The 16,844-nt window shown below is 36.2% G+C and carries 17 protein-coding genes; 1 reads left to right on the top strand and 16 read right to left on the bottom strand.

Features of this window, described 5'->3' with window-relative positions:
• The first annotated feature begins 181 nt into the window (after positions 1-181).
• Positions 182-1,669: a peptide MFS transporter gene (locus BAQ48_RS15410; RefSeq protein ID WP_071711745.1), complete on the top strand. Its 1,488-nt coding sequence runs from the start codon at positions 182-184 to the stop codon at positions 1,667-1,669.
• Between the two features lie 301 nt (positions 1,670-1,970).
• Here the strand turns inward: BAQ48_RS15410 and pcp are convergent, their stop codons facing one another.
• The 16 genes from pcp to BAQ48_RS15330 form a co-directional block, all read right to left on the bottom strand.
• On the bottom strand, positions 1,971-2,618 hold the full coding sequence (gene pcp, locus BAQ48_RS15405) for a pyroglutamyl-peptidase I (RefSeq protein ID WP_071711744.1): 648 nt from the start codon (positions 2,616-2,618) through the stop codon (positions 1,971-1,973).
• A gap of 16 nt (positions 2,619-2,634) precedes the next feature.
• Positions 2,635-3,597, bottom strand: a complete 963-nt coding sequence (locus tag BAQ48_RS15400) for a DUF979 domain-containing protein (RefSeq protein ID WP_001021656.1) — start codon at positions 3,595-3,597, stop codon at positions 2,635-2,637.
• Position 3,598: 1 nt separating this feature from the next.
• Complete coding sequence (locus BAQ48_RS15395; RefSeq protein WP_071711743.1) at positions 3,599-4,294, bottom strand: DUF969 domain-containing protein; 696 nt, start codon at positions 4,292-4,294, stop codon at positions 3,599-3,601.
• A gap of 22 nt (positions 4,295-4,316) precedes the next feature.
• Positions 4,317-5,078 carry a 5-oxoprolinase subunit PxpA gene (gene pxpA, locus BAQ48_RS15390; protein WP_071711742.1) on the bottom strand — a complete coding sequence of 254 codons (762 nt, stop codon included), beginning with the start codon at positions 5,076-5,078 and terminating at the stop codon, positions 4,317-4,319.
• Between the two features lie 18 nt (positions 5,079-5,096).
• Positions 5,097-6,086, bottom strand: coding sequence for a 5-oxoprolinase subunit C family protein (locus BAQ48_RS15385; RefSeq protein ID WP_071711741.1), 990 nt, complete (start codon positions 6,084-6,086; stop codon positions 5,097-5,099).
• A complete protein-coding gene (gene pxpB / locus BAQ48_RS15380) occupies positions 6,077-6,790 on the bottom strand; it encodes a 5-oxoprolinase subunit PxpB (protein WP_071711740.1) in 714 nt (237 codons plus the stop codon). Before pxpB ends, BAQ48_RS15385 begins: the two co-directional genes overlap by 10 nt.
• 14 nt (positions 6,791-6,804) lie before the next feature.
• Positions 6,805-7,557 (bottom strand): IclR family transcriptional regulator, encoded by a 753-nt coding sequence (locus tag BAQ48_RS15375; protein WP_071711739.1) that lies wholly within the window; start codon positions 7,555-7,557, stop codon positions 6,805-6,807.
• Between the two features lie 469 nt (positions 7,558-8,026).
• On the bottom strand, positions 8,027-8,860 hold the full coding sequence (locus tag BAQ48_RS15370; protein ID WP_071711738.1) for a DNA alkylation repair protein: 834 nt from the start codon (positions 8,858-8,860) through the stop codon (positions 8,027-8,029).
• A 160-nt stretch (positions 8,861-9,020) separates the two neighbouring features.
• Complete coding sequence (lepB, locus tag BAQ48_RS15365; protein ID WP_000662497.1) at positions 9,021-9,572, bottom strand: signal peptidase I; 552 nt, start codon at positions 9,570-9,572, stop codon at positions 9,021-9,023.
• A 23-nt stretch (positions 9,573-9,595) separates the two neighbouring features.
• Positions 9,596-10,273 carry a copper homeostasis protein CutC gene (locus tag BAQ48_RS15360; RefSeq protein ID WP_071711737.1) on the bottom strand — a complete coding sequence of 226 codons (678 nt, stop codon included), beginning with the start codon at positions 10,271-10,273 and terminating at the stop codon, positions 9,596-9,598.
• 164 nt (positions 10,274-10,437) lie between these two features.
• Positions 10,438-11,586 carry an acyl-CoA dehydrogenase family protein gene (locus BAQ48_RS15355; RefSeq protein ID WP_071711736.1) on the bottom strand — a complete coding sequence of 383 codons (1,149 nt, stop codon included), beginning with the start codon at positions 11,584-11,586 and terminating at the stop codon, positions 10,438-10,440.
• Between the two features lie 154 nt (positions 11,587-11,740).
• Positions 11,741-12,373 (bottom strand): YdcF family protein, encoded by a 633-nt coding sequence (locus tag BAQ48_RS15350; protein ID WP_071711735.1) that lies wholly within the window; start codon positions 12,371-12,373, stop codon positions 11,741-11,743.
• A gap of 330 nt (positions 12,374-12,703) precedes the next feature.
• Positions 12,704-13,291, bottom strand: a complete 588-nt coding sequence (locus BAQ48_RS15345) for a GNAT family N-acetyltransferase (RefSeq protein WP_071711734.1) — start codon at positions 13,289-13,291, stop codon at positions 12,704-12,706.
• 688 nt (positions 13,292-13,979) lie between these two features.
• A complete protein-coding gene (locus BAQ48_RS15340) occupies positions 13,980-15,308 on the bottom strand; it encodes a YjiH family protein (RefSeq protein WP_071711733.1) in 1,329 nt (442 codons plus the stop codon).
• A gap of 104 nt (positions 15,309-15,412) precedes the next feature.
• On the bottom strand, positions 15,413-16,294 hold the full coding sequence (locus BAQ48_RS15335; RefSeq protein ID WP_071711732.1) for an aminoglycoside phosphotransferase family protein: 882 nt from the start codon (positions 16,292-16,294) through the stop codon (positions 15,413-15,415).
• On the bottom strand, positions 16,295-16,810 hold the full coding sequence (locus tag BAQ48_RS15330; protein WP_071711858.1) for a GNAT family N-acetyltransferase: 516 nt from the start codon (positions 16,808-16,810) through the stop codon (positions 16,295-16,297).
• Positions 16,811-16,844: the final 34 nt, after the last annotated feature.

Below are 16,844 nucleotides of genomic sequence, written 5' to 3'. Positions count from 1 at the left end.
TTAGAGATAGATTCAGTGAAAAGTGTATCTAATAAGCAAATGACGATTTTTTAATTCATTTAGAAAGCAGCCAGCAGGCTGCTTTTCTTCATCTATGGGCTTAGATAGTTATGGACTACTGGGAGTCTCTTAAGTTATACTTGTATAATATTAAAAATTAATAAGGGGTAATATTAACATTATGAAAGAAAAAAACGAACTTGTTCAAAGTATTCCTCAAACAGGATTTTTTGGGCATCCAAAAGGATTATTCACTTTATTCTTCACTGAGTTTTGGGAGAGGTTTTCTCATTACGGAATGAGAGCTATTTTGCTGTATTATATGTACTATTCGGTCGCAAAAGGTGGATTAGGAATTGAACAATCTACCGCAACCTCGATAATGGCAATTTACGGTTCCTTACTGTTCATGTCTAGTATTATCGGCGGATGGATATCGGATCGTTTATTTGGTCCAAGTAAAACCGTATTCTTTGGTGGCGTTTTAATTATGATTGGCCATCTTATTTTAGCTTTACCGGGTAGTAAAAGTGCGTTATTTATCTCTATGGTCTTCTTAATTCTAGGAACAGGGTTGTTAAAGCCTAACATATCGAACATCGTAGGAAGTTTATACAGTGAAACAGATGCGCGTCGTGACTCAGGGTTTAGCATATTCTACATGGGTATTAACTTAGGTGCCTTACTTGCACCTTTAGTTGTCGGAACATTAGGTCAGCAATATAATTTCCACGTTGGTTTTGGAGTTGCGGCAGTTGGTATGGCAATTGGGTTAGGGGTATTTGTTGGAACAAAACAGAAAAACCTTGGTCTAGTCGGTACAAAAGTACCTAATCCATTATCAGATTCGGAAAGAAAAAAGACTATTAAGTATTTCAGTGTTGGTCTGATTGTATTAACATTGCTAGGTGTGGTTACAATTCCAACTGGGTTGTTAACTATAAATCGATTTACATTCCTGATTAGTATCTTAGGGATTGTTATTCCAGCCTATTATTTCATTTATATGTATCGTAGTCCTAAAACAACAAAAGTAGAGCAATCTCGTCTTCTTGCGTATATACCACTCTTTATTGCAGCTACAATATTTTGGTCTATCCAAGAACAAGGTGCTATTATCTTAGCGACATACGCGGATCAACGAACTCAATTACAGTTCAATGGCATTACATTGCATTCCGCTTGGTTCCAATCATTAAGTCCAATCTTTATCGTAACGCTTGCCCCGATTTTTGCATGGGTTTGGATAAAGTTAGGCAAGAAGCAGCCTTCAACGGCAAAAAAATTCGCTATTGGATTGCTATTTGCAGGTTTCTCATTCTTAGTTATGATTATTCCGGCTTTAATCAACGGTACTCACTCTTTAGTGAATCCTATGTGGTTAGTCCTTAGCTTCTTTTTAATTGTAATTGGAGAAGTTTGTTTATCTCCTTCAGGGTTATCAATAACGACGAAGCTGGCTCCAGCTGCTTTCTCTTCGCAAACTATGAGCTTATGGTTCTTATCAACTGCGTCTGCGCAAGCAATAAATGCCCAAGTTGTTAAACTATATAATCCTGCAACAGAAGCAATTTACTTTGGTGTTATTGGTGCTATCTCCATTTTAGTTAGCATCCTGCTGTTTGCATTATCATCAAAAATCCAAAATTTCATGAAGGGACTTCAATAACGGTCTCTTATTGAAATGAACAAATACAAATTTCTATATGAAGAGTAGCCAAACGGGTTACTCTTTTTTTGTATACCCATAGCAATCCTTCACCTGCAACATAACCAAAAGTCCATAGAATAAGTTCCATCTAATTCTTGAAGTAAAACTTAATTAAATCTTTACGCTTTTTTCCCTAAAAAGAGCGGATAAAAACATTGTGCTGGTTACAATTCCGTATATGTTAGTATTCTATAATGCATCTTCAATTAAAAATACAAAGAGGGCTGCATCAGCCCTCTTTAATTAACATGCTTTTTACTTAATGCGTCGCACCGCCGCACGCTACAATATCTACTTCCACTTCCGTCGTTACCTCAATTGCCAATTCTATCCCCTTACTAATAGTAGAAAGTGACATACTCGGTTGCCCTGGATAGTTACTCGCTTGTTCTGGTAAAAATGGAATATGAATAAATCCGCCTTTTATTTTTTGATCATGTTGCTCTAGTTCATGCATGAGGCCATAAAATATGTGATTACAAACGAATGTACCTGCTGTTTGTGAAACAGAAGCCGGTATCCCTTCTTCGCGAAGTTTTTTTACAATTGCTTTCATCGGTAACGTCGACCAATATGCAGCCGGCCCTTCTTCTACAACCGGTACATCCACCGGCTGATTTCCTTCATTATCAGCAATTCTTGCATCATCAATATTAATTGCTATTCGCTCTATCGTAATATCTGGTCTACTCCCAGCTTGTCCGATACATATAATCATTTCAGGCTTTATTTCTTCTATATACTCTTTTAATACGCTTATTGATTTATGAAAGACAGTTGGGACTTGTTTACTAATAATCTTGTATTCTCCGATTATTTTTTCATGTAAACTTTTTGCGACTTCCCAAGCTGGGTTGATACTTTCTCCGCCAAACGGATCAAATCCTGTTAGTAATACTGTTTTCATAGTTTTATCCTCCTAATTAGAAACGATATACAAGGCCGTACATGATAAACATATTGATAATGAAAATAGAAAGAGCAATTGGTACTTGCGCCTTAATAACAGCATTCTTATCTTTCAGTTCTAAAAGCATTGCCGGAACGATATTAAAGTTTGCCGCCATTGGCGTAATAAGCGTTCCGCAATATCCAGCAAACATACCGAGTGCTGCCATAATTGCTGGGTTCCCGCCGTGCATTTGAACAATTAAAGGTAAACCAATTCCGCCAGTAATAACGGCAAACGCTGCGAATGCATTTCCCATTACAACTGTGAATAGCATCATTCCTAAACAGTACGCCATAACAGCAACGAACGGATACTCTGTCGGTAACACTTGTCCAACTAAATCAGAAACGACTTGTCCAACGCCAGACTTCGCAAAAATCCCGCCAAGTGCTGCTAACATTTGTGGTAAAATAACTGCCCAGCCGACAGCCTGTAGTAATCTGCTTCCTTCTTGAACAGGCGTTGTTATTTTTGCTTTTGTAATGCGCATCGCCGCAACGAATGCGAGTAGTGCTCCTAACGCTAATGCAACTAACGTTACTTTATCTGGATCAACGAGAGAGACATTTCCCCATTTGATTTTCCCTAACGTCAATGTACCGATAATTGTAAAAATCGGAATTAACAGTGCAGGCATAAAAATTTTATTTTTTAATTTCTCAGCATGTTTCACACGTTCTTGTACTGGTACTTCTTTCTCCTCTGATTTTGTTACTTTATTTAATGAAGCTAAAACGACCATAGCGAGTACAATACAGCCAACGTAAAACGAAGGTATTACATTTCCGAATAAAAATGTAACGGCAAACAATGCCCAAAACAAGCTAGAACCGAATCGATTTGGATGTTCACGATCGAATGCGATACGCACAGCGATAAAGGCAACGATTATTCCTAATACATAGTAGATTGTATCCATAGTGATGATGTTCATATTATATTGCCTCCTTCTCTTCTTTTTCTTCTGCCTTCATTGTTTTCTCTATATATTTATCAAACCTTCTAAATCTGATCCAGCTCACAATAAGTGCGGATATTGCTGTTGGAATACCCCAAAGTGCCATATCCCATACTCCGACGTGCATACCTACTGAGTCGAAGAATCCTTTCATTAATAAAATGGCACCAGTTGCGATGAAAATATCCTCTCCGAAAAACCAAGCTGTATTTTCTGCAGCAGCTGCGTTTGCTTTAATCTTCTCTCTTAATTTTTCAGGAAGTTTACCGTATCTTCCTTGCGCAGCTCCTTCTGCCATTGGTGCAACGAGTGGTCTCACTGTTTGCGCATGACCACCAATATTAAGTCCTAGTGCTGCTGATGATTCTCTTATCGTAAAATATGACATTAATACTCTTCCAGTTGTTGCTCCTTTTGATTTCGTAATAAGTGCCTCTGCTCTTTCTTTTAATCCATATCTCTCTAAAATTCCGATTACCGGTAAAGTTAATATAATAGGCATAGACATATATCTATTTTCTATGAAAAATTTACCGAACATACTGATGACATCATAGAAGCTTAAACCAGAAACCATCCCCGTAACAATACCTGCAACCATAACTACTAACAATGTATTTAATCTAAATAAAAAGCCAACCGCAACGAGTAATATCCCGATTAATTTAATCATTTCTAGCACTTCCCCTCATTTTTCATTTCGGTGCACAAATAGTAATACCATTAAGTTCGAATGTTCTGTATATTTTTTTCGCAAATTGGACGGCTTTCTCTCCATCACCATGTAAACATATTGTTTGTGCCTGAACTGCTACTTTCTCTCCATTCACTGCTTTTACATATCCTTCTTTCACCATTTGAAGTACTTGTGTTATCGCTTCGTCCTCATTTTTTATGAGCGCATTTTCTTCTGTACGACTCGTTAACGTTCCATCTTGCGTATATGTACGATCAGCAAAAGCTTCTTGTACGAGCGTTACATTGTATTTTTCCGCAGCCTGTATAAACGCCTCGCTATTTGCTAACCCGTAAAGTGATAGATCTCGGTTTATATGAGAAATTGCCTTTGCAATTGCATCCGCAATTTCTAAATTTGTTGCCGCCATATTATATAACGCGCCGTGCGGTTTTACGTGTTGCATTTTCCCGCCAGCTGCTTTCACAAATCCGTCCAATGCACCTATTTGATATAAAACATAATCGTACACTTCACTTGCTGAAACGTTCATGTTTCTTCTCCCAAATCCAATTAAATCAGGAAATCCAGGATGTGCCCCGATTGCTACATTATGCTGAAGTGCCTTTTCAACCGTTTGCCGCATAACAGACGGATCACCTGCGTGAAAACCACAAGCAACGTTTATAGAGGAAACGAACGGAAGAATTTCATCATCATTCCCCATTTTATAAGCTCCAAAACTTTCTCCTAAATCACAATTTAAATCGATTGTCTTCATGATGTTTCCCTCCTAATTTCAGCTTCGTAAAGCGATGAATTTCTTTAATAGGCTCATATCTTTTTCTTGCTCTATGTATAATTGCTCCGCTTCTTCTATCGTGATTTTCTCAAAAGAAACATAGTCTCCTGGTTTCAACTGCGCAAGAAGAGGTAAATCTACTGAAATGACATTTCCAATTCTCGGATAGCCACCTGTCGTTTGTCTATCTGCCATTAATATAATAGGCTGTCCACCATTTGGAACTTGAATCGTTCCAAATGTAACTGGGCTCGATAAAATCTCTTTTTCAACGACTCTATTTAACACTTCTCCGTCAAGCCGATATCCCATACGATCAGCATAATTGGACACTTTATATTCTTTCGTAAAAAATGAACCTTTACTACTTTCTGTAAACTGATCATATTCAAAATCTGTTATGACGCGAAGAATAGGATGCTTCTTATATTTTGGTAAAGCGTCGTTACAAATAGCCCATTTCATTTTGACTCTCTCTTCATCGTGTAGACGTTGAATGAAGCGACTCGCAATGTCTGCCCCTGTACCAATTTGAAAATAATCTCCTTTTTTCAGCATTCTTCCTTCTATGCCGCCAATCGCAGCACGTATGTAAGTACTTTTACTTCCCATCGTACGATCAATATGAATACCACCTGCAAAAGTTACATATGTCCTACAACCACTTTTCGCTTTTCCGAAACAAAGCATGCTACCTTCTTCAGCTAAAATAGGACGCCATAACGGGATGCGTTCTCCATTCAATAAAGGTTCCATATCCGCACCGCCAATCGCGAGCAACGTCGTTTTCTTTATTAACAATTTAGGTCCCATGATCGTCATTTCGAGTCCTGCTTCATTCTCTTTATTACCGACTAACATATTAATCATTCTAAGTGCATTTGGATCCATAGCCCCGCCAACAGGTACACCGTATTGTTGATAATGAGATCTCCCTAAATCTTGGACTGTTGTAAACATCCCTGCATGCAAAACCTCTACATCCATTCTTTAGCCCCCTCAAGCGATACGTACTCTTCCTTTGTTATCGGTATAAATCGTAAATACATACCACTTTGAATATATGTTGGTGTTTCTTCTTTCGGATTAAATAAAGAAATCGGTGTTCGGCCGATAATATTCCATCCGCCCGGTGTTTCAAGCGGATAAATACCCGTTTGATTTCCGCCAATCCCTACTGAACCAGGTGCGATTTGTAACCGCGGCGTTTCTTTTCTAGGTGTTTCTAGTTCTTTTGATAGCCCCCCTAAATATGGGAATCCTGGTGTAAAACCTAACATATACACAAAATATGTTGTTTCACTATGTATTCGAATAACATCCTCTACTTGCAAACCTTGATAATACGCGACCTCTTCTAAATCAGGTCCAAATTCTCCGCCGTAGCAAACTGGTATCGAAATATGTTGCACATCTCGTTTCATCTCTTCTTTAAAAGAAGTATTCAGTTCTTGTATATACTGACAAACGTAATCATATGGCCTTTCACTTCTCTCATTTCGCTTCCATACTTCGTATACGTTGTAATAAACGGCTAATGAAGTAAAAGATGGAACGCATTCAACCATTCCTGCGAACGGATGTTGCTGCAGCCCTTGAAATAATCGTTGCACTTTCTCGTATATATCCATCCTAATTTCTTCACCAAATGTAACAATAATTGCTTGATCCCCTAATGCAGAAAATTTCATCCCATTCCCTCTTTCTATGCCCAAAAGCCGAGTTCTTTTGAAATGCGGTATGCGGTTTCTTTCACTTTCGCAATAAAATAAGGAATACTACTTTCGCTATACTCAATTGCTACACCTGAAATACTAATACCGGCTACAATCGTTCCGTCACTTGCAAAAATTGGTGCTGCTATAGCCGCTGTATGATTTTCTAGTTCAGAATAACTAATTGTATACCCTTCCACTTTCGCCATATGTAATACTTCTAGCAACTGCTCTTTATTCACAATCGTTCCATCTGCAAACTGTTTTAAATCTGTTTCCTCTATGTACTTTCTTTTCTCTTCCTCAGAAAAATACGATAGTAAAATTCTCGGGCAAGCACCAGCATAAAGCGGAGCTCGTCTTCCAACTGCCGTATACACACGTACTGGCTGAACCCCTTCCATCTTTTCAACATAAATTGCGTCATTACCATCTTGAATAATTAAGTTGACCGCCTGCCCTAAACTATCTCTAAGTTCTTTCATATATGGAATCGCAATATTTCTGACTGATAGCCTTTGTGAAACAAGTTGACCGAACCGTAAAAAAACGACCCCTAAACGATATTTCCCCTTTTCGTTTTTTTGTAAAAACTCCATTTCTTCTAACGAACCAATTAAACGATAAACAGATGTTTTCGGCATACTCGTAAGCTGAACCATCTCTGTTAAACTTAGCTCTTCATGCTCATAAAATAACTCCAAAATATCCATTGTCTTAACTGCCGTTTTATTTATACTCATCCTATCTCCTTTAAGTTCCGAATTTCGGAACTTAAATTCCGTTTTTCGAAACAAGTATATAATTTAAAATTATAAAATATTCTTTCAATTCTTTCAATATTTTTTTCAAGTGGATAACCTAGGAGGTTTTGTCAGTAATTTAAAATGCGTGTAAAGAAGTATATACATTTGTAAATTGGCTTCCTGAAGGTGAATATAAAATTTTTTTCAGAAATAGAGATGGTTCACTTTCCAAAGTACATGTTGTTACAAAACTATTAGAATAAAAGTTACAATAAAAAAGTACGACGGAAGTTTAGATTTGAAATAAAATTTAATTTAATTACCTTTCATTAGTAACACTGATATAAAAGAAAATATAAAGAGCATGTATTGATCAATACATGCTCTTCTCATAGTTATTCAAAGTATTCTTTTTTTACATGATTGATTGTTTCTTCGTAAAACTAGCAAATCTATTAGTTACATATTATTTATTTTTCAAAATCGTTCTTTTAGCTTTTTTAATAATTCTACTAGTTGATTTTATGTCAGTATTCTTTGCCCATTCTTCACACAGGTTCATTACCCAATCCGGTTTCGTTTTACTTGCATCATTTAACCAGTTTCCAACCGAATCTTGTACATATTTTGATGGATCTGATTTAAGTAAATTAAGAATTGGAAGTGCTTTTTCAGGTTCTTGTTTTAATATTTCAATATGTTTACTCCATACACCTCGAGGACGAATAGACTCTACAGAGAACCTGCGAATATTCTCATCTTCACTTTTTGCCCATTCTACTAACAAATCCACACTTTCTTCTATATTTTGTGAAAGATCTTCTCTAATTGACATCCAAGCAATTTCCCGAACACCAAAATGATGATCTGCCGCAAAAGGTTGAATATACGTTAATGTATCTTTTAATGTGTTATTTGATTTTTTATTCATAAACGCTGCCCAGCATCGTACACTATCTGAAATATGCTTAGATAATTTTAACAGTACGTCTTCCTTGTTTCCTTCATTCTCTTCGAATATAATTTCATCCAATAAAGTTCCTGTTATTCGTATGACTTTCATCCCTGTTTCAACGTTCTTTTTTTCTAATTCAGCTACTATACATTCCAAACCATTCTTGAGTCCTATTGAAGGTAAGACATTTTTAAGTAGTTCAATATGATTTATAGCTAGCCATTCTGTTAGATTAACACTTTCTATTTTCCCTTGCTGTAGTAATTGTAAGACCTCTTTAGGAATTTCGTTTACTTTCCTAGCTCCTTTCCTGTTTAAGATCACTTCTGATTCTTTCGTTATCATTTAAATTCCCTCCTTGCAATACTATCTTCAAATAAACAGAGGCCATTTTGAAAAATAATAATCAAAATGACCTCTGTCTGTCTTTCTTAAATGAACATTCAGTTTTACAAAAAATGTGATTTAAATCCACCGGAAGAATATTTCTCCCATACTTCTTTCTTTATAACGCTCTTACTTGTTTCAACGGCCAGAAAACAGCTTGTCCTTTTCCGACAATCTCATCTTCTGAAATAAAACCGAACATACGACCGTCCTTAGAAACTTCACGATTATCTCCTAAAACAAACACTTGGCCTTCTGGCACTTTCGTTTTCCCTGTTATTTGTTCTAACGTAAAGTCTGGAGTTAATACACGGCCAGCTGCTTTTTCTTTAAACTCTTTTAAATACGGTTCTTCCATCGCTTTTCCGTTTACATATAAAACATCATTTTTATACTCTACTGTATCGCCTGGTACACCAATTACTCGTTTCACGAGATCGTATCCTTCTTTTCCGTGGAATACGATAATATCAAAGCGATCTAATCCACTTATGCTATAACCCACCTTATTCACGAGAACTCGTTCGTTATTTTCTAAAGTGGGCATCATCGATTCGCCTTGTACCAATGACGGTGTAAATAAAACACCACGAATAATTGCGATTAATACAAGGGTAAATCCTATCGTTTTAGCCCATGAGAATAATTCTTTCTTCGTATTTTCCTTCATCGTTTCTCCTCTTTCTTAACCACTTATTTTATTATTTCAACTAATTCTTGTACTAAATTAGGATCGATTTCAGCAAAACATGATTTCTCTTCTCTTACCGCTGTACCGACATGAGCTTGCGAAATTCCAGTTTCATCTAGCAATCGTTTTATATTTTCTTTCGTCACGCCAGCTCCAGCTACAAGTTGAATTTGACCATCGCTTACCTTTTGCATTTCTGTAAGAACCGGAATATTCTCTACTATATTTCCTTTTCCACCTGAAGTTAAAACGTGCGTCACTTTATGAAATTTCTTTAAAGTTCTCATCGCTTCCACTGGATTTTCGGTATCATCTATCGCACGGTGATACGTTACATTTATTCCATCAACAACAGATAATAAATCTGCTAGTTTCTCTTCATCCACTTCATTTTGTTCATTTAATACGCCTAATACAACACCAGCTGCACCCAACTTCTGCGTGATGATAATATCTTCCTTCATCATTTCAATTTCTTCTTCCGTATATGTAAAAGACTTCGCATGTGGACGAATCATAACGTGAATCGGTATATGTACCGCTTCTACCGCTTTTTTTATATAAGCATAACTCGGTGTTAAACCACCTTCTGTATAAGATGAAATCAATTCAACTCGCTTCCCTCCAGCTCGTTCAATTCGTTTCACATCTTCTAAACATGTTGCAATAACCTCTAGCATGAGATAACCTCTTTTCGTGCTTTTTTCTTATTATAACATTAGTAAAAATAAGAAACCTAGCTTTCTCCTTTAAAACTATAAAAAGAAGAGTGAAAAGAAAGATTTATTGAATTAAAATAATAAAAAAGGCTGTTCCGCTTTGGAACAGCCTTTTTACTTATTCATCACGACCGAAACGCCGCATCCGCCAACATAGACAGTGTCGCATCATCCATCGGTGGATTGTGTAATCCTGCTCTGACGTTTAAATAATAGCGATGAAGTGGATTTTTTTCTGATAAACTTTTTGCTCCTACGACGCGCATTGCTTTATCTACAATGGATATTGCTGCATTCGTTACGGCGTATTTCACTGCTGCTAGCTCCGCTTGTAGTGAAAGCTTATCTTCTGCTTCATCGTACTTTTTCGCAATTTGATATAAAAAGACGCGAGCTTGCATAAGCTCAAGTTCTAATTCTCCGACTAATCTTCTAACATTCGGCAATAAACTAATTGAATGGTTTAAACTATTTGGCTTGTATGATTCCGCAAACTGAACTGCATAATTTCTTGCTGATTGTGCGATTCCTAAATAACATGCTGGTATATGTAGCAACCAGCCAATACCCTTTTGCTTCACTTTTCCGCCTTTTACATCCGTAAAAAAGCGGTTCTCTATTTCTACATTTTGTAAGACTAAATCGTGGCTAGCAGTTCCTCGCATCGCGACGCTATCCCACGTTTCTTCAATTGACACGCCTTGCGTATTTCTTGGAATGACAAACTCACCAACTTCTTCTCGGCCTGCAATACTTGCTGAAATAATAAAATAATCAAGTACTGGTGCCATCGTTGTGAAAGTTTTTCTTCCATTTATAATCCACTTATCACCTTTTTGAATCGCTTCTGTTTCTGGTTTGCCGCCACGCGTCGGACTCCCTGTTTTCGGTTCTGTCGCCGCGCGGTTAAAGAGGGCACCGTTACGTACTTCTTCGCAAAACCATTTGAACATCTCGTTATTCCAAGAGCGATTTTCAGCTAGTTCTTTCACAATACCGATATGCCATCCAATTGATAGCGCGGTAGCTCCACAGCCTTCTGCAATTTTCTCTTGAAATAAAACGAAGTCATATAAAGAAATCGCGCTTCCACCAAATTCCTTCGGTAACGTTAATTTCGTATATCCAATATGTTTCAAATCATTTATATTTTCATACGGAAATGATCCTAATTCACTTAGTTGATGCTCCCTTTCCATGAACTTCGGAATCAATTTATTTATTTGTTCAATAATTAAAGATTGTTTTTCTGTTTCAACAAATGAGAGTGCCATACTATAATCTCCTTTATGCTCGATTCATCAACCGTTCATTTTGTCATTATGATTATATGAAGCTACTTCTCTATTGTTTCACTATTCCGATAAAAATACAATGTTTTTGGATGATAAGAAAAATCCCTATAGAAGAATAGGACCTTTTCTTATATTAATCTCCCTTCAATGCCTTTAATGGTAAAGAGGTTACATATCCAATATACGAGAACAATTCTTTAAAGAAGAATGGAATTTCTGTATCTAACGTTTTATATGCCGATGTTGGCGTTGGTGAAGCATACGCTTCAATGTTAATATGTTTCGCGATTCTCATTGCACGTTTCATATGAAGTGGATCACTTACAATCGTGTATGTGCGGATTCCGTTCTCTATTCCAACTTCCTTCGCATTCTTTAAATTTTCTTCAGTAAAAAGGGATTTTGTTTCTATTAAAATATCCTCTTCTTTTACACCTTGTTTCAATGCATACACTCTCGCAGTGCGTGCTTCCTCGAGTTCTGCCTCAAACTTTGTACCACCTGTGAAAATAATCTTTTTAATATTTCCGTTTTTATATAAAGAAATCGCATGATTAATTCTTTCTTTAAATACAGGAGACGGTTTTCCGTTCCATGAAGCTGCTCCTAGTACGATACCAGCATCTGTGTTCACACCAGCATCTGTTTTAAAACGATAGCTCCAAATATCATAAGCTGCATAGCTCACATATAAAATAATAGAACAAATCATTAGTAGAAATACTTGAAAGATTCGTCTTTTTTTACTTTTCTTATTTTCTTTCATTTGTAATTGCCTCCGTACATCATCCATACTTCTATAAAAAAACATTTATATCAAATCGTTTTGTTTGAGTTTGTTTAAAAGAAGGAATTTTACTTATTATATATGTATAAAAGGGTTTTCATTTAAAATTGAGGATTATCAATTCATTTTTCATTTGCGGTTTTCATTACATTTTTCAATTTATAAGTTTATTACCATACAACTACATTGTAACGAATTTTTTATCAGAAGGGAACGATGAAACAAAAGTAATTAAAATAAAGTAGCGTTTTGTAAGAAAAAAGGTATATTTTTCATGTATTTCGAACCATATACCTTTCAAAACACGAATTATAGCTTTTCTTTATACAACTCTAATTTTTCTAACAATTTTTCTTTTATACTTGGCCATTCACTCGCGATAATACTATACACAACCGCATCTCTCACATGACCACTGGGCAACTTTCTTTCATTTCTAAGCACACCTTCTTTAACTGCGCCTAACCTTTCAATTGCTCGTTGTGCTTTTTTATTTCGTACATCTGTCTTAATTTGCACCCTCAACATATGCAGTTTTTCAAAAGCATACTCTAGAAGCATATATTTACACTCTGTATTTATACTCGTACGTTGTACACTTGGATGATACCACGTCTGCCCTAACTCAACTGTCTTGTCTTCTACTGAAATATTATATAACCGTGTACTACCTACAATCATATTCGTCTGTTGATCGACTACACTGAAAGGAATTTGTGTACCCCTTCCGTAACCTTTTATCGCTTTTTGAACATATTGCTGCATATCTTGAACACTATCCATTTTAGAGATTAAATACGCCCAAATATCCCGATTTCCTTCTACAATCGAAAACAAAGTTTCGACATCACTACTATCCATTAACCGTAACTTTACTCTTTCGTGAATGATTTCCATTTGTAAGCCCCCTTTTTCTTACTATATCACACAAAATAAAATCTAATTATATTAATAATAAGATTTTAAAACTTACTTTTAAATGTACTTACATTCAATTTTTAATAACTTCTCACATAATAATCCACCAAAAATCTCCAACGAATACCGTTTACGTCTCATTATATCAAACTAAATTTATATTGGTTTCGTTTCATGTAAGATTTTTCTTTTTCTAAAGGTCTAAAGTACGTTCTTTAAAAAGTTTCACACCTAAAATGCTATTCTTTCTATAAAAAAATTATTGTTTTTTCATTTGTGGATCAATTTTTCAACTTGATATAATGGATAAATATGGAACAAACTGAAAAAATACTATATAATAATAAAGTGAAACCCTAATCGGTGAAAGTTTTACGATTAATTAATATGGGATAAATGGGAGGATATAAAAATGCTAGATCAAATTACTTGGGGAACACCAGGCAGCTTATTATGCTTAGGATTCTTTTTTGCGGGGTTAGGAATTTTCTTAAGAAGTATTACGTCATATTCGAAAAACAAATAAAACATCAAGAAGATATTTACTTGATGAAAATACTAAACAAAAGAATCCTTCCTTTTACAGAAGGATTCTTTTTTATACCTTTCCCCTTTTCGTTACTCTATCTTTATAAATTTAAAATGACTTTGATAATCCTTTTCCTTTTTACAGCAACAAATAAGCAATCGGTGTAATAATAAGCAACGTTAATATCGTTCTTTGTACATAGAGAATAATAAGTTCAGATACTTTTAACGGAATATCTGTCGATAAAATACACGGAATTGAAGCGGAGAAAAACAAAATAGATGAGACCGAAACAACCGCAATAACAAACTTTGTCACGAGTGGTGCACTTACTACTAATAATGATGGCAAAAACATTTCGGCAATACCAACAGATGCCGCTTTAGCAGCTAGTTCTGCTTCTGGAAGCTGTAAAGCCCATGTAAAAGGATAAAAAATGTAGCTGATCCAATCAAATATTGGTGTGAACTTCGCTAAAACGATACCGAGTAACCCTACTGACATAATCGATGGTAAAATTCCCATCGTCATGATGAAACCGTCTTTTAAGTTCACTGCGATATTTTTCATAACGCTCGGTGCAGATTTTGATACTTCTAATGCATCTTCCCAAGCACGTTCTAACATTTTCTCCTTATAAACAGGCTCTGGAAACCCTTCTTCCGTTATGTATGTATCTGGCTTTCTACTAAGTGGCGGGATTCTTACGGTGATAGCGGTCACGATGAATGTTACAACGAGAGTAGTCCAAAAATAAACATTCCATAAATGCATAATGTCTAATGTTTTTGCGATGATAATCATAAATGTTGCGGATACTGTAGAAAAGCCTGTAGCGATAATGGCTGCTTCTTTTGTCGTATATTTTCCTTCTTTATACACGCGATTTGTAATTAATAAAGCCAATGAATAACTCCCCACAAAGGACGCAACCGCATCAATTGCTGATCTTCCAGGTGTTTTCCATAATGGCCTCATAATCGGACGGCAAAATGTACCGATAAATTCAAGCAATCCATATCCGACTAATAACGCTAAAAACGCCGAACCAATCGGAACGAGTAAACTCACCGATATTACTAGTTTTTCATACAAAAACGGTCCTACATCTGGTGCAAAGAACCAAGCTGGCCCTACTTTTAAACAATATAATACACCAAAAACGACGCCAACTACTTTTAAAATAGAAAAACAAATATCTACGAGAGTTGCATTCCATTTCTTCGTATAGAATGGATAAATCGCACCCATTACCATAACGAGTAGTGCGTAATAAGGTACTACTCCCGGAACCGAAGCTCTAATCCACGACACGATATGATCAATCATAATAGACGATGCACCGTTTATCGTAACCGGCACGAAAAACATAAACACCCCTACTAAACTAGCGAGTATAAACCGAAGAATAACTCCCTTCTCACTCCCTGTCTTAATTACATTCCTTTTTAATTCAATTTCACTCAAAATTCGACACCTCCTATTATCTAAATATTCTGTATAATAATGTTATATTCCTTCTTTCCATTTATATTTACTCATATGAAAAAGCCTATTTTGAAATAGGCTTTTTATTTCCCCTCATAATCATCCACAATCACTTGAATCACACGATACGATTCTTCTGCCACTATCTTATTACTAATCTTATTCGCATCATATATAATTAACGCCTTCCAAAGCGCCCATCCTCTCGCTCTATTCCACGTTTCTTCGTCCATACGTAATCTTTCTTTAAATATATCTCGACTATTCTGATCAAAGAATGTCCAAGCCATCGCTGCATCACAAGCCGGATCTCCTACTCCTAAAATACCAAAATCAATCACGGCACAAAGCTTTCCATCCTTAACAAGTAAGTTCCCTGGTGCAACATCCCCATGAATCCAAACTGGCTTACGCTTCCAAGTTGACTGAAGTGCTAAATCCCAAAGATGCTTTAATACTGTTTCGTCAAAAACGTCCTTATTATTTTCGATAGCACCTCTCGCCTCTTCATCATATACAGATATGAGCCCACCTCGGTAAAAATTATGTGCTCCGGCTATCGGTCCGTTACTCGCATCAACGGATTGCAATGCTACTAGAAATGCTCCTAAATCCGCCGCAAATTCATTTAAGTCACGTACATTTTCTTTCGTAACTGTCTCCCCTTCTATCCACTTATTAATAGACCAAGGCCACGGATATTCTTCAGAAGGACTTCCTTTCGCAATTGGAGAAGAGATTGGTAAAGAAAGTTCCTTGCTTAATAGAGGCAGCCATTTGTTTTCCTTCTCTACTTGCGGTGCATATGCTGCATCACTTGGTAACCTTACACTCATCTCATCGCCTAGATGAAACGTTCTATTATCATGCCCGCTAAGCTTTACAGGTTTCACTTCTAAATGTGCCCATTCAGGAAACTGTTCCTGTATTAACTTTTCAACTAAACTTACGTTAATTGGATGCATTCACATTCTCCTTTTCTTTTGAAACTTGCTAAGCCCATCCGTACTTCCAACATATTCAAAACCACTTCTCTTATAAAAATCATTCAATATCCGATTATGCCCTACACAATCTAACTTCAAATACCCTTTATCATGTTGCACATTCTCTTCTATCCATCGTAACATCCATTCTCCTATTCCATTCCCCTTATACTTCCGTTTCACTGCAAATCTATGAATATACAACGAATCAGAAACTTCCTCTTTACCAAAAATATATTCATCCCATTCATTTTGTGTAGGAGAAACTGTAACCGTACCAACAATTTCATCTTCTTTCATAACAACATATGTATACTTCTCTCTTATAGCTTCTAGTATTTCAGCTGTAGCTTCTCCCCCTAAAAGGTACTGCCACTGATCTACTTCTTTATGTTGTAGCCACTGCGCTACCTCTTTTAATAGAGTAATAATGCTATCGCTTTCCTCTTCAGTAGCAGGTCGAATTGTATATTCTTGAACTGTAGTTCTCTCCATATTGCCGTTCTCCTTTCCTAGTGCTACTATACTG

This window comes from Bacillus luti (assembly GCF_001884105.1).
GTDB lineage: Bacteria > Bacillota > Bacilli > Bacillales > Bacillaceae_G > Bacillus_A > Bacillus_A luti.
Note: the sequence above shows the minus strand (reverse complement) of the source record. Positions and strands in the feature narration are given on the sequence as shown.